10 protein-coding genes are annotated in these 14,797 nt (G+C 72.0%); 7 read left to right on the forward strand and 3 right to left on the reverse strand.

The features are described 5' to 3' along the window. Positions 1-5: 5 nt before the first annotated feature. Complete coding sequence (locus tag ACOKM3_RS01240; RefSeq protein WP_426895979.1) at positions 6-395, reverse strand: hypothetical protein; 390 nt, start codon at positions 393-395, stop codon at positions 6-8. A 113-nt stretch (positions 396-508) separates the two neighbouring features. Further along, positions 509-1,675: a xylose isomerase gene (gene xylA / locus ACOKM3_RS01245; RefSeq protein ID WP_426895981.1), complete on the reverse strand. Its 1,167-nt coding sequence runs from the start codon at positions 1,673-1,675 to the stop codon at positions 509-511. Between the two features lie 119 nt (positions 1,676-1,794). Between xylA and xylB the strand changes: the two genes are divergently transcribed. The 7 genes from xylB to ACOKM3_RS01280 all read left to right on the forward strand — a co-directional run bounded on the left by xylB (position 1,795) and on the right by ACOKM3_RS01280 (position 12,006). Then, complete coding sequence (gene xylB / locus ACOKM3_RS01250) at positions 1,795-3,231, forward strand: xylulokinase (RefSeq protein ID WP_426895983.1); 1,437 nt, start codon at positions 1,795-1,797, stop codon at positions 3,229-3,231. A 280-nt stretch (positions 3,232-3,511) separates the two neighbouring features. After that, entirely contained in the window at positions 3,512-4,702 is a 1,191-nt protein-coding gene (locus ACOKM3_RS01255; protein ID WP_426895985.1) for an ROK family protein, read from the forward strand. Between the two features lie 395 nt (positions 4,703-5,097). Beyond that, a complete protein-coding gene (locus ACOKM3_RS01260; protein WP_426895987.1) occupies positions 5,098-6,120 on the forward strand; it encodes an acetamidase/formamidase family protein in 1,023 nt (340 codons plus the stop codon). 132 nt (positions 6,121-6,252) lie between these two features. Further along, positions 6,253-6,858 (forward strand): N-acetylmuramoyl-L-alanine amidase, encoded by a 606-nt coding sequence (locus ACOKM3_RS01265; protein ID WP_426895989.1) that lies wholly within the window; start codon positions 6,253-6,255, stop codon positions 6,856-6,858. A 144-nt stretch (positions 6,859-7,002) separates the two neighbouring features. Next, entirely contained in the window at positions 7,003-8,271 is a 1,269-nt protein-coding gene (locus ACOKM3_RS01270; RefSeq protein ID WP_426906656.1) for a GAF domain-containing protein, read from the forward strand. Between the two features lie 75 nt (positions 8,272-8,346). Next, positions 8,347-9,870, forward strand: a complete 1,524-nt coding sequence (exaC, locus tag ACOKM3_RS01275) for an acetaldehyde dehydrogenase ExaC (protein ID WP_426895991.1) — start codon at positions 8,347-8,349, stop codon at positions 9,868-9,870. A 366-nt stretch (positions 9,871-10,236) separates the two neighbouring features. Then, entirely contained in the window at positions 10,237-12,006 is a 1,770-nt protein-coding gene (locus ACOKM3_RS01280; RefSeq protein ID WP_426895993.1) for an ATP-binding cassette domain-containing protein, read from the forward strand. On the opposite strand, the gene secD is transcribed toward ACOKM3_RS01280, so the two are convergent. Continuing rightward, the gene (gene secD, locus ACOKM3_RS01285) at positions 11,954-14,290 is read right to left on the reverse strand and encodes a protein translocase subunit SecD (RefSeq protein WP_426895995.1); all 2,337 of its coding nucleotides are present in this window, start codon (positions 14,288-14,290) and stop codon (positions 11,954-11,956) included. The genes ACOKM3_RS01280 and secD overlap by 53 nt on opposite strands. Between the last annotated feature and the right edge of the window lie 507 nt (positions 14,291-14,797).

The raw sequence follows: 14,797 nt of genomic DNA on the forward strand, positions 1-14,797 counted from the left end.
CGAAATCAGCCGCCCAGCTCGCTGGGCAACTCGCTCGGCAGCTCGCTGGGGATGTCCGAGGGCAGTTCGCTCGGCAGTCCGCTGGGGAGCTCGCTCGGCAGGTTGCTCGGCAGCGAGGACGGCAGCTTGCTCGGGATGCGGGGCGAGGACGAGCGCGTGGCCTGTTCGCTGCTCTCGTCGGGGGACTTCTTGTCGCCGCCCGAGGAGCCGCCGCGGGTCGTCAGCAGGACGACGGCGCCCACGATCACCACGAGGGCGACGAGCGTCGCGATCACCAGGGACTTGCGCCGGTCGGGACGGCGCGGCCCGTCGGGCGGCGGCGCACCGAAGCCACCAGGCGGCGGGGCGTCGTTCGGCGGCGGGGGCGGCTGCGGCGGCATCGGGGGTGAGGACACCCCTCCAGAATTGCCGCATCGGGCCCAACGCGCGAGCCCCTGGGGGAAGTTGACCGACCGGACGGCGTACGTCCGGTCGGTCGCGGTCCTACCTCACCTTCGTACGGGCTGCGTCAGCCGCGTACGCCCAGCAGGTGGTCCATCGCCAGCTGGTCGAGGTGCTCGAACGCCATGCCGCGCTCGGCGGCGGCGTTCACGTCGAACTCCTCGAAAGCGCTCTTGTCGGCGAGCAGCGCGGACAGGCCGTCGGCGGCGGTCGGCTTGGCGAGCTCGTCCAGGCGGGAGGCGGCCAGGGCCGCCTGGACCTCGGGGTCGTCGCGGAAGGCGGCGGCCCGGTCCTTGAGGATCAGGTAGTTGCGCATGCAGCCGGCGGCCGAGGCCCACACGCCGTCGAAGTCCTCGGTCCGCGGCGGCTTGAAGTCGAAGTGCCGCGGGCCCTCGTAGCCGGCCTGCTCCAGCAGGTCGACGAGCCAGAACGCGGCGCGCAGGTCGCCGGCGCCGAACCGCAGGTCCTGGTCGTACTTGATGCCGGACTGGCCGTTGAGGTCGATGTGGAAGAGCTTGCCCGCCCACAGGGCCTGGGCGATGCCGTGCGGGAAGTTGAGGCCCGCCATCTGCTCGTGGCCGACCTCGGGGTTCACGCCGTACATCTCGGGCCGCTCCAGGCGCTCGATGAACGCGAGGGCGTGGCCGACGGTGGGCAGCAGGATGTCGCCGCGCGGCTCGTTCGGCTTGGGCTCGATGGCGAACTTGAGGTCGTAGCCCTGCTCGATGACGTACTCGCCGAGGAGGTCGAAGGCCTCCTTCATGCGGTCGAGCGCGTCACGGACGTCCTTGGCGCCACCGGACTCGGAGCCCTCGCGACCGCCCCACGCGACATAGGTCTTGGCGCCGAGCTCGGCGGCGAGGTCGATGTTGCGGATGGTCTTGCGCAGGGCATAGCGGCGCACGTCACGGTCGTTGGCGGTGAAGCCGCCGTCCTTGAAGACCGGGTGCGTGAACAGGTTCGTGGTGGCCATCGGGACGACCATGCCGGCGGCGTCGAGGGCCTGCCGGAAGCGCTTGATGTGCGACTCGCGCTCGGTCTCGGAGGCGCCGAAGGGGATCAGGTCGTCGTCGTGGAAGGTCACACCGTGGGCGCCGAGCTCGGACAGGCGCTGCACGGACTCGACCGGGTCGAGCGCCGGACGGGTGGCGTCGCCGAACGGGTCACGGCCCTGCCAGCCGACGGTCCACAGACCGAAGGTGAACTTGTCTTCAGGGGTGGGCTGGTACGTCATCTTGCGGCTCCTCGCCGACTATTTCGTCATGGCGCTTTACAAATTAGTATGCGGGGACGCCGCTGGGAAGAGCCGACCGCCTTACAGACACAGATTTCCCGAGATTTCAGGAGAGCCGCATGTCAGCTGCCGATGGACCCCTCGTCGTAGGAGTCGACAGTTCCACGCAGTCCACGAAGGTGTTGGTCGTCGATGTCGCGACGGGCGCGACCGTGGCGAGCGGGCAGGCACCGCACACCGTGACCTCGGGCGCGGGCCGCGAGAGCGACCCCGAGGAGTGGTATCGGGCCCTGCGCGCGGCGCTGGCCCAGTGCGGCGACGCGGCCCGGCGCGCCTCCGCGGTGTCGGTGGGCGGTCAGCAGCACGGTCTGGTGACGCTGGACGCGCAGGGGCGCCCGGTGCGGCCCGCGCTGCTGTGGAACGACGTGCGCTCCGCGCCGCAGGCCCGCCGCCTCGTGGACGAGCTGGGCGGGGCGAAGGCGTGGGCGGAGCGGTTCGGCATCGTGCCGGCGGCCTCCTTCACCGTGTCGAAGTGGGCGTGGCTGGCCGAACATGAGCCGGACGCGGCGCGCGCCACGGCCGCGGTCCGGCTGCCGCACGACTACCTCACCGGCAGGCTGACCGGTGAGGGCACCACGGACCGGGGCGATGCGTCCGGTACGGGGTGGTGGGCATCGGCGACCGAGGCGTACGACGAGGACGTGCTCGGGCGCGTGGGGCTCGATCCGGCGCTGCTGCCGCGGGTGGTGGCACCCGGCGAGGTCGCGGGCACGGTGCGCGCGGGATCCGACCTGCCCTTCGCGGAGGGCACGTTGGTGGCGGGCGGCACCGGTGACAACGCGGCCGCCGCGCTCGGCCTCGGCCTGCTGCCGGGGACACCCGTGCTGAGCCTCGGCACATCGGGCACGGTGTACGCGGTGTCGCGGAACCGGCCGGCCGACCCCTCCGGCACCGTCGCCGGTTTCGCGGACGCGCGCGGCGACTGGCTGCCGCTGGCCTGCACGCTGAACTGCACGCTCGCGGTGGACCGGATCGCCGCGCTGCTCGGCCTGGACCGGGAGGCCGTCGAGGCGGGCGGCACGGCGACGATCCTGCCGTACCTGGACGGCGAGCGGACCCCCAACCTCCCGGACGCCTCAGGCCTGTTGACGGGTCTGCGGCACGACACGACCGGCGGCCAGCTGTTGCAGGCGGCGTACGACGGTGCGGTGCACGCGCTGCTCGGGGCGCTCGACCGGGTGCTCGACGCGGACGCCGACCCCGCGGCTCCCCTGCTGCTCATCGGCGGCGGGGCGCGCGGGACGGCCTGGCAGGAGACGGTGCGGCGGCTTTCGGGGCGTGCGGTGCAGGTGCCCGAGGCCGGCGAACTGGTGGCGCTGGGCGCGGCGGCGCAGGCCGCGGGCGTACTGACCGGCGAGGACGCGGGGGCGGTGGCCCGCCGCTGGGACACGGCACGCGGCCCGCTCCTCGACCCGGTGGAGCGCCGGGACGAGGCCACGCTGGAGCGGATCTCGGGGGTGCTGGCGGGGGCGGGGGCGCTGCTCGGGAACGAGTGAGGGCGGTCGACAAGTGCGGGCCTCTCGATGAGTGTCCGCTCGATGAGTGGGTCCGCCCGACGGGTGGGCCCGCCCACCGACGAGTTGTCCCATCCGATAGGTGGGACCGCCCGCCGTCGTGTGAGCCCGCCCACCGGGTGGGCCCACCCGACAAATGGGCCCGCCCACTCGTCGGTGTGAGCCCGACCGATGAACGGGCCCACACCGACGACTGGGGCCAGCCGCCCCGTGGACCCACCTCCGGAAGATGCCACCTCACCGTCCCTGGGAGCATGAGCGTATGACCGCACCCCTGCACCGGCCGCGACCGGGCACGTCCGACACTCAGCAGGCCATGCGCCGCCGCAACCTGTCCCGCGTCATGCACGCCGTCGCCGCCGAGGGGCCGCTCTCGCGGGCCGCGGTGGCGCAGCACATCGGCCTGACCCGGGCAGCCGTGTCCACGCTGGTCGACGAGTTGATCCGGGCGGGGCTCCTGGAGGAGCTGGGGCCGCAGCGGCCGGGGGGCGTAGGGCGGCCGGGCTCGGCGCTCGCCGTCAGCGGTAGGGGGCCTGCCGGTCTTGGCGCCGAGGTGGGCGTCGACCATCTCGCGGTGTGCGCGGTGGACCTGCGGGGCGAGGTGCGGGCGCGGGCACGGCGCCGGGTGAGCAATCGGGAGCGCGCGCCGAAGCCCGTACTGGACGAACTCGCGGAACTGGTACGGGAGGTGACCGACGAGGCGGAGGCGGCCGGGCTGCGGCCCGCGGGGCTCGCGATCGCCGTGCCGGGCCTGGTCGCGCGCGACACCACGACCGTCGTGCGCGCCCCCAACCTCGACTGGCACGACGCGGATGTCGCGGCCCTGCTCCCGGGCGACGTGCCGGTCACCGTCGAGAACGAGGCGAACTTCGGTGCCCTGGCCGAACTGTGGCTCGCCGAGGACTCCCCCGCCGACTTCCTCCACGTGTCGGCGGAGATCGGCATCGGCGCGGCCCTCGTCGTGGACGGTCAACTCCTGCGCGGCACACGGGGGTTCGCGGGCGAGCTGGGCCACATGCCGGTGCGCCCGGAGGGGCCCGCGTGCCCGTGCGGCGGGCGTGGCTGCCTCGAGCAGTACGCGGGTGAGGAGGCGGTACTGCGCGCCGCGGGCATCGAACCCGGCCCCGACCGGGTGTCACTGCTCGCCGAGCGGGCCGCCGACGGTGACGCCGCGACGCGCCGGGCGCTGCGCTCGGCGGGCACCGCACTCGGCATCGCGCTGACCGGCGCGGTCAACCTCGTGGACCCGCGTGCGGTGGTCCTCGGCGGCGCGCTGTCGCGCCTCGCGCCGTGGCTTCTGCCGTCGTTGGAGCGGGAGTTGACCCGCCGCACGGCATCCCCGGAGGACGGCGTCATCACCTCCGGCCTGGGTTCGGACGGGCCGCTGCTGGGGGCGGCGCACTCGGTGGTGCGGGCGGTACTCGACGATCCGGTGGGAGCGGTCGCCGCCTGAGGGCGGGTGGGCGCGCCGAGGGCGGGTGGGCGCCACCGTCACCACCGGTTCGGACCTCTGATCACCACTGGTTCGGACCTCTGGCATGCGGCGTGACATGCGGTTGTTCACATTGCGCCGGTTGTCCACAGATCTTCCGTGCCCCCTTCCGCCCCAACCTGCGGGGCCCGTACCGTGATTCACGCGAGGCGCCGCACTCCCGTCCGTCCGACGGGTGGCGGCGCGCGCACGGGAAGGGGGATTCCTGTGTCGGGGGATGTCATGGAGAGTATCGAGCCGCCATCGAGGCCGGGCCAGGTCTACGCGTGTTCCGTCGTGGGCATATCGCTGGTGCTCGGCGTCATCGGCACCCCTACGCCCCTCACCCACTGCCCACAGAGCGGAGCGCAGTCCTCATGAGCGATCTCCGGATGCTGACCGTCCGGCCGGGGCCCGGCGAGTACGCCTGGACGTTCGGCGGTGCGCCGCCCGTCGCACGCATCGCTCCGGGCACGGCACTCGACCTGTTCACGGAGGACTGTTTCGCGGGTCGGGTGCGCTCGGAGAAAGATCTGGTCTCGGAGGTCTGCGAGTTCCCTTTCCTCAACCCGCAGACCGGCCCGTTCCACATCGAGGGCGCCGAACCGGGCGACACCGTGGCCGTGCATTTCGTGTCGGTGGAGCCCGCGCGCGACTGGGCGGCGTCCACGACGGTGCCACTCTTCGGGGCGCTCACGTCGACGCACGCCACAGCGACACTTCAGCCGCCGCTCCCCGAGACCGTCTGGATATGGCAGCTCGACCGTGCGCGCCGAACCGCCCTGTTCTCGGCGCGGGACAGCGAGTTCACCGCCGAGCTGCCGATGGACCCGATGCACGGCACGGTCGGTGTCGCGCCCGCGAATCTGGAGGTCCGTTCGGCGCTCGTGCCGGACGCGCACGGCGGGAACATGGACACGCCGGAGATGCGAGCGGGCGTCACCTGCTACCTCGGCGTGAACGTGGAGGGCGCGCTCCTGAGCCTCGGCGACGGGCACGCGCGGCAGGGCGAGGGCGAGACCTGCGGCGTGGCCGTGGAGTGCGCCATGCGGACCGTCGTCATCGTGGAGCTCCTCAAGGGCGTGGCGACGCCGTGGCCGCGCATCGAGTCGGACACGCACATCGTCTCGACGGGTTCGGCCCGCCCGCTGGAGGACGCCTTCCGGATATCCCAGCTCGACCTGGTGCAGTGGCTCGTACGGGACTACGGCTTCAGCGAGTTGGACGCGTACCAGTTCGTGACGCAGACCGTGGAGTCGCCGCTGGCGAACGTCTGCGACACCAACTACACATGCGTCGCCAAGCTCCGCAAGGAATGGCTGCCCGCACGCGAGACGCACCGCGGGCTGCACACGCGGCTGCGCGAGAGCGCGGCGACTCTGCCACGCCCCGAACTCTGAGCCCTCGCCCCAACCACCAATCCCGCGATCCCCCCATCCCTCCGCTCCCCCGCTCCCTCACCCCCACAGCACCAGCACCGCACCCGCCCCACTGAGTTCCGCCCCACCGGTGACCCGAGAGGCAGGATTGACATGGACCGAGCACATGGATCATTCCCGAGCCGCCGCCGACTGCTCCAACTCGGCGCGCTCGCCGCGGCGCCCACCGCACTGCTGGCCACGGGCCGGGCCGACGCCCTGCCGCTGGCGACGGTGGACTATCCGAAGGCGCAGTCCGTCCCGGCGAGCAAGTCCAACTACACACAGTCCGGGCGCCCGTTGTCGTACCCGGTCGAGTTCGTGATCGTCCACGTGACGCAGGAGTCGTACGCGACGACGCTCGACATCTTCAAGAACCCGGCCAAGCAGGTCTCCGCGCACTACGTCGTCCGCTCCTCCGACGGGCACATCGCCCAGATGGTGCGCGAGAAGAACGTCGCCTGGCACGCGGGGAACTGGGACTACAACACGCGCAGCATCGGCATCGAACACGAAGGGTGGGTCGACAAACCGGAGTACTTCACCGAGGCGATGTACCGGGAGTCGGCGGCGCTGACCGCGTCGATCTGCACGCGCTACGGCATTCCGAAGACCCGCGAGCGGATCATCGGCCACGTGGAGGTGCCCGGCGCGGATCACACGGACCCGGGCCCGAACTGGGACTGGGACCGGTACATGCGGCTGGTCGCCGCTTCCTGATACCGGGGCGCGGCCGTCTCCACACCCGTGAGTGGCATGTGCCGAATCGCCCGATCCGTGTTCCGCTTCTTGTCGGCCCGCGCGCTCGGGGTGACGATGGTCGCGCCACCGCACCGTCGCGAAGGATCCCGCCTGGAGGCCGCGTTGACCGAACAGTGGGTCGCCCTGGAGCCGGGCACCGATCCGTCCGAGCGGGTCCGGGCGCTGCGCCGCGCGCACGACCGGTTCACCGCGGCCGGCACCGTGGTCCGCCCCGTGCGCCCCGTCGTCGCCGCGTCCTGGCGCCGCTCGGCGGGCGCGCACGTCAGCCCGGACGCGTCGGCGTCGGTGGAGATGCCGGAGGGCGATCTCGGCAGCTACCGGGCGGAGCATCCGCTGGCCCGTGTGATGCCTCTGTTCCGCGAGTTGATGGGCACGTTCGCAGCGGACGGCGAGCATCTGCTCGCGGTGTGCGACGCGAACGGCAGGCTGCTGTGGGTGGAGGGGCACGCGCGTACGCGGCAGGCGGCGGGCCGGATGAACTTCGTGCCGGGCGCCCGCTGGTCGGAGTCGGCGATGGGGACGAACGCGCCGGGCACGGCCGTCGCCGTCGACCGCCCGGTGCAGGTCTTCGCGGCCGAGCACTTCATCCGCAAGGTACAGCCGTGGACCTGCGCGGCGGCCCCCGTGCACGACCCGCACACCGGGCGGCTGCTCGGCGCCATCGACATCACGGGCGGCGACCGCCTCGCGCACCCGCACAGCCTGGCGTTCGTACAGGCCGTGGCGCGCGCGGCGGAGTCCCAACTCGCCCTCCTGACACCGCCGCCCGCAGCCGAGCCGGCCCTGCGCCTGACCGTACTCGGCCGCGACGAGGCCCTTCTCCTCACGCCGGACGGCCACAAGTTGCGCCTCAGCCGCCGCCACAGCGAGCTCCTCGTCCTGCTCGCCCGCCACCCGGAGGGCCTGACCGGCGACGAGCTCCTCTGCTTCCTGTACGAGGACGAGTCCGTGACGCCGGTGACGCTGCGCGCCGAACTGGCCCGGCTGCGCCGGGTGCTGGGCCCCGACGTGCTGCGCTCGCGCCCCTACCGGCTGTCGACGCCGGTCGACTCGGACCTCACCACGGTCGAGCGCCGCCTCGCCTCCGGCGCGGTCACGGCGGCGGCCTCCGCCTACACCGGCCCGCTCCTCCCCATGTCGCAGGCGCCCGCCGTGGCCCGGATCCGGCACCGCATCGCCGACGAACTCCGGGCCGCGCTCATCGCCCGCGCCGACCCCGACCTGCTGGCCGACTGGGTGCACGCTCCGTGGGGCGAGGACGACCTGGACGTCTGGCGCGCGCTCGCGGCGATCCGGCCGACGCCGCCGGTCCTTGCCCGCCTCGCCGCGCTCGACGACGAGCTGCGCTCCCCGGCCCCGTACGCAACGTAACTGCAACGTCCGGGCTCCTAGCCTCCCGAGCGAACGCTGCCCAAAGGCGGGCAGCCGCACAGGAGGCCACTCACCATGACCCGCTACGCAGCGCCCGGCACCCAGGGCTCCGTCGTCTCCTACGAGGCCCGCTACGACCACTTCATCGGCGGCGAGTACGCGCCGCCCGCCCGCGGCCAGTACTTCGAGAACCCGAGCCCCGTCAACGGACAGCCGTTCACCGAGATCGCCCGCGGCACCGCCGAGGACGTCGAGCGCGCCCTCGACGCCGCGCACGCCGCCGCACCCTCCTGGGGCCGCACGGCGCCCGGGGCCCGCGCGGACATCCTCCTCAAGATCGCCGACCGCATGGAGCAGAACCTCGAACTCCTCGCCGTCGCGGAGAGCTGGGAGAACGGCAAGCCGGTCCGCGAGACCCTGGCCGCCGACATCCCCCTGGCGATCGACCACTTCCGCTACTTCGCGGGCGCGGTCCGCGCGCAGGAGGGCTCCCTCTCCGAGATCGACGACGACACGGTCGCGTACCACTTCCACGAGCCGCTGGGCGTCGTCGCGCAGATCATCCCGTGGAACTTCCCGATCCTGATGGCGACATGGAAGCTCGCCCCGGCACTCGCCGCAGGCAACGCTGTGGTCATCAAGCCGGCCGAGCAGACCCCGGCGTCGATCCACGTCTGGCTGGACCTGGTCAAGGACCTGATTCCGCCGGGTGTGGTCAACGTCGTCAACGGCTTCGGCGTGGAGGCGGGCAAGCCCCTGGCCTCGTCGTCCCGCGTGGCGAAGGTCGCGTTCACCGGCGAGACCACGACGGGCCGCCTGATCATGCAGTACGCCTCGGAGAACATCAAACCGGTGACGTTGGAGTTGGGCGGCAAGAGCCCGAACATCTTCTTCGACGACGTCTGGGCGAAGGACGACGACTTCCGCGACAAGGCCCTCGAGGGCTTCACGATGTTCGCCCTGAACCAGGGCGAGGTCTGCACCTGCCCGTCCCGCGCGCTCATCCAGCAGGGCCACTACAGCGAGTTCATCGAGGCGGCCGTCGCCCGCACCGAGGCCATCAAGCCCGGCCACCCCCTGGACACCGACACGATGATCGGCGCCCAGGCCTCCAACGACCAGCTCCAGAAGATCCTCTCGTACCTGGACATCGGCCAGCAGGAGGGCGCGAAGGTCCTCACGGGCGGCCAACGCATCGAGTACGACGGCGAGTTGGCGGGCGGCTACTACGTCCAGCCCACCATCTTCGAGGGCCAGAACCGCATGCGGATCTTCCAGGAGGAGATCTTCGGCCCGGTCGTCTCCGTGGCCTCCTTCGCCGACTACGACGACGCCATCAAGATCGCCAACGACACACTGTACGGCCTCGGCGCCGGGGTGTGGACCCGCGACATCAACACGGCGTACCGGGCGGGCCGTTCGATCCAGGCGGGCCGCGTCTGGACCAACTGCTACCACGCGTACCCGGCACACGCGGCGTTCGGCGGCTACAAGCAGTCCGGCATCGGCCGCGAGAACCACAAGATGATGCTGGACCACTACCAGCAGACGAAGAACCTGCTGGTGAGCTACTCGGCGCAGAAGCTCGGGTTCTTCTAGGTACTGGGTACGTGGTGAGGGGCGCCTGAACCGGGCTATTGCCCGTCAGGCGCCCCGGACATCGGCGATTCGGCCAAACGATGTCCCCGGAAAACGGCCTCAGCACAGTCCCCACACGTTCGATCCCTGACGACTCAAGGCCTCCAGCGCGTCCGGAATCGAGCGCGTTCGATTCCAACATCGCGTCGTTATGCCGTGCACCGCCGAAGCTCCCAGGCACGGCATCGACCTCATGGAGGAACTCGGGTGACTGTTACTGACGCCTCGTCCGCAAACGAGAAGACACCGCCTCCTCCCCCTCCGGCCGTGCTTACCTTTGAAGGCAAGTACGGCAAGAATCCGCTGGCAGACGCCAGTTTCTCCGCCATGTGCAGGCGCCTGCCGGCCGTCCTCGGCCAGACCGCACGCAAGGCGTGGGGCGTCGACAGGACCGGGGCCGTGCTCCTCCTGGTCTGTCAGCTCCTCACCGGTCTCGCCGCCGCCGTGGTCCTCACCTTCACGGCCCGGGCCATGACGCACATCCTCGGCTCCGGGGCCGTATCCGAACGGCTGCACGCGGCGCTGCCCGCCCTGATCGTGGTGACGGCAGCCGCGGGCGTCGGCCGGATCAGCAGCGCCCTGTCCTCCTACGCGGACGGGCGCATCACGCCGCTGCTGCTCACCGAGGCGGATATCGCGCTCGTCGCGGCCGTCTGCCGGGTGGAGTCGGCCGCCTACGGCGAGAACGGCTTCGCCGACCGCCAGGAGGCCGCCGAAGTCGGCGTCACCCGCACGCGTTTGATGGTGCAGGACGCCCAGCGTTTCCTGTCCGCGCTCATCCGCATGATCGCCGCGAGCGGCGTCATCACCGCGCTGCACCCGCTGATGCTGCCGCTCCTCCTGCTGGCCGTGCTGCCCGCCGGCGCCGGAGCCGTACTGTCCGCGCGCGTGGACTACGAGACCCATTACCTCAACGTGGGCGACCGCAACGTCCGCTCCATGATGCGCTGGTGGGCCACCTACTCCCGCTACGGCGACGAGGTCCGCGCCAACGGAATGACCGGTTACCTCATCTACTGGTACCGCGCCCTGTCGGACCGCATCGACCGACGCACCCTGACCGCGGCCCCGCGGATGCTGCGCATCGTCCTGGCCACCAGCGCCCTGGGCGGCGCCTTCCTGCTGGGCACCTGGGGCACGCTCGCGTGGCTGGCCACCACCGGCCGCGTCGCACTGCCGGTCGCGGCGACCGCGGTGGTCGCCGTGCAGACCACCCTGGCGGCACTCAGCCAGTTCGTCATCCACGGAGCCGCGATGTTCCACACCTCCCTCTATCTCGCCGACATGCGCTCCTTCCTCGACCTGGCCACCGAACGCGCCCCCAAACGCGGCCGATTGACCATCCCCGAGCGGGTCGACGAGATCCGCCTCGACGAAGTCGTGTACCGCTACCCCGGCAAGGACGAGCCGGCGGTCGCCGGGGTGTCCCTGACGTTGCGCCGCGGCGAGATCCTGGCGATCGTCGGCGAGAACGGCTCCGGGAAGTCGACCCTCGCCAAGCTCATCACCGGCATTCTCCTCGCCGACAAGGGCCGCATCCTGTGGGACGGCGTCGACCTCGCCCAGGCCGACCCCGACGCCGTTTGGAAGCGCACCTCGCTCGTCCCGCAGAACTTCGCGTGCTGGCCCCTGCGCACCCGCGAGAACATCACCCTCGGCCAGCCGAAGACGTTCGACGACGGCCCGGTGTGGGACGTCGTCGACGCCGTCGGCATGCGCGAGGCGATCGAGAAGCTGCCGCACCAACTGGACACCCTCCTCGCCAAGGAACTCTGGGGCGGCGCCGAACTCTCCGGCGGCCAGTGGCAGCGCCTCGTGTGCGGCCGCGCTCTCTACCGGCGGACGCCGCTGCTGATCCTGGACGAGCCGACCTCGCAGATGGACGCCCGGGGCGAGCACGCGATCTTCCTGGAGATCAAGAGGATCGCCGCCGAACGCATGACGATCGTCGTGACCCACCAACTCGAGAACACCCGCCTCGCCGACCGCATCCTCGTCATGGACAAGGGCCGCGTCATCGAACAGGGCCGATACGACGAACTCGTCAACGGCGGCGGCCTGTTCGCCGAACTCGTCGCCCTGGCCCAGGACCGCTGACTCCCTCACGCAGAATCGAGACACACGTGCCCGACACCTGATCCAGCTTCCGCACCCGGCCGGTGCGGCCGGCGCGGTCGTGGAGTTCGACGGCCAACGGGGCGGCGGTGAACACCGAGGAGTACGTGCCCACCCCCACGCCGATCAGCAGGGCGAGGGCGAAATCGGTGAGGGACGCGTCCGCGAGCACGGCCAGGGTGGCGAGGATGAGCAGCGCGCCCATGCCGGTGTTGACGGTGCGGGGCAGGGTCTGCAGGACCGCGTCGTTGGTGAGGCGGCCCAGGGGTGCCTCGGGGGTGCGGCGCAGCAGTTCCCGGATGCGGTCGAAGAGGACCACCGAGTCGTTGACCGAGTAGCCGATCACCGTGAGCAGGGAGGCCAGGAACACCCCGTCGATCGGCTTGCCCAGCCACGCGAACACCCCGACCAGAATGATCACGTCGTGGACGAGGGCGGAGACGGCGGCCGTGGCATAACGCAGCCGGAACCGGGCGGCCAGGTAGAGGAGTTGGGCGCCCAGGGCGAGCGCGAGAGCGATCAGGGCGCCCTGGCGCAGTTCCTGGCCCAGGCTCGGGCCGATCCGCTCGTCGCGGACCTTGTCGGCCCCGCCGCCCAGGCGCGCGATGGTGTCGCCGACCGTCCCGGCCCGGGCGTCGGTCAGTTCCTGGGTGCGCACGGTGAGGCGGCTGTCACCGGAGGACTGGACGACGGCGCGGGGCAGCCCTGCGTCCGCGAGCGCGCCGCGGGCCCGGTCCGGGTCGACGGGGGCGGCGGTGGCGTACTCGATCAGGCGGCCTCCGGTGAACTCGATGCCGACGTTGAGGCCGCGCACCAGGATCCCGGCGCCCGCCAGCACCACGGCGAGCAGGCCGGCGGCCAGCCAGCGGCGCGGGCGGCGCAGCAGGAACGGGTTGCGGCGCAGCAGTCCATCGCGGACCGGGCCGGTCGAGCCGACGCCGGTCAGGCGCGGGCGGCGGCGCACCGACGGCCGGTTCACCGCGAACTCGGCGAGCACCCGGGTGATCACCAGGGCACTGACCATGGAGGCCAGCACCCCGATGCCCAGCGTGACGCCGAAACCCTTGACCGGGCCCGAGGCCAGGAAGAACAGCAGCGCCGCAGCGATCAGCGTCGTGATGTTGGAATCCGCGATCGCGGAGAACGCGCCCCGGAACCCAGCCCGCAGCGCTGGGCGCACCCCCGCCCCACCACCGGCCTTCGCGCGGGCGGCACGCTCCTCCCGCGCCCGCTCGAAGACCAGCACATTGGCGTCCACCGCCATCCCGATCGCCAGCACGAACCCCGCCAACCCCGGCAGCGTCAACGTCGCCCCCAACGCGGCCAACGCGGCGTAGGAGATCAGGCCGTAACAGAGCAGCGCGAACGTCGCCAGCACACCCATCAGCCGGTACACGGCCATGATGAACACCGCCGTCAGCACCGTTCCGATCACGGCGGCGTGCGCGGCAGCCGCGATGGCCGCATCGCCCAGTGTGGCGCCCACAGTGCGCTGCTCGATGGTCTCGACCGGGACGGGCAGGGCGCCGCCCTCGATCAGCAGGGCCAGTTCGCGGGCCCGGGTGTCGTCGAAGGAGCCGGTGATCTGTGTGGAGCCGCCGGTGATGCCGGTCTCGCAGGCGACGGAGGGGTCGACCTGCGGCGACGAGATGATCTTGTTGTCGAGGACGATCGCGACCCGGCGCTGGGCATCGCCGGGCGCGTGACAGGCCGCCCGGCCCGTCACCTGTTGCCAGCGGTCGCTGCCCGCGTCCTTGAAGTCCACGCCCACGTGCCAGCCGGCACCGTTCTGCTGGTCGAAGCGGGCGTCGGCGCCCTTCACGTCCTGTCCGGTCAGGGCGGCGGCCGCCAGACGCAGGGGCCGTCCGGACTCGTCGGGCAGAGTCTGTCCGCCGTGCGCGTCGGAGACGTCCTGGGATCCTCCGGCGCCGGTGCCGGCCTTGTCGGAGGGGGTGTCGGCCTCGCCGAGGACCGGGTGGACGGTGAGCTGCGCGGTGCGGCCCAGCACAGCGGCTGCCTTCTTCGGGTCCTGGACTCCCGGCAGTTCGACCACGATGCGCTTGTCACCGGAGCGGACAATGCCCGGTTCGGCGACCCCCAGCGCGTCGATGCGTCCGCGCAGCACCTCCAGGGTGCGGTCGGTGGCCTCCCGGTCGGCCCGGGTGGTGGTGGACTTCGTCTCCAGCACGATCTGGGTACCACCGCGCAGATCGAGCCCGAGGCGCACCGGCATCGTCAACGCGATCGCCACGGACGCGGCGAGCACGGCCAGCGCAACCAGCGCCCGGACGAGCTGTCCACGCTTACGGGGACGTGGACGCGACCTCGGACGCGAACGCGGTCCAGAGCGGGAGCGCGCGCCGGCCTCCGAGCGCGCGTCAGATCGGGCACCAGCACTGGTACCAGGATCGGAATGGGGACGGGAGCGGGTCAACACGGGCCTCCGGCAGGGCGCACCACACCAGCCGTCGAACGCGGCTGGAGTGCGAGAAGGGGGTGATGCAGGTCGGGTCTCAGGTGCCGGAGGGAGAGGGGGGAGCCCGGTTGCCGTCATGGCCGGTGCGGCCCGGCGAGGCCGCCGGCGCGCACGGCAAAAGGGCGTCGCAGGCGAAGGCGGCCCGGGCCGGGCCGCTGGAACCCGCGGCCCCCGCCTGTGAGCCCGACACCACCGGACGTTCGGCCCCGCAGTCGTGCCGGGCCCGCAACTGAGCAGCACCCAACGTGCAGGCGTCATCCGCATGCAGAGAGAACACCGGATCACCGTCAAGGGCCG

Source organism: Streptomyces nidicola (assembly GCF_050106155.1).
Taxonomy (GTDB): domain Bacteria; phylum Actinomycetota; class Actinomycetes; order Streptomycetales; family Streptomycetaceae; genus Streptomyces.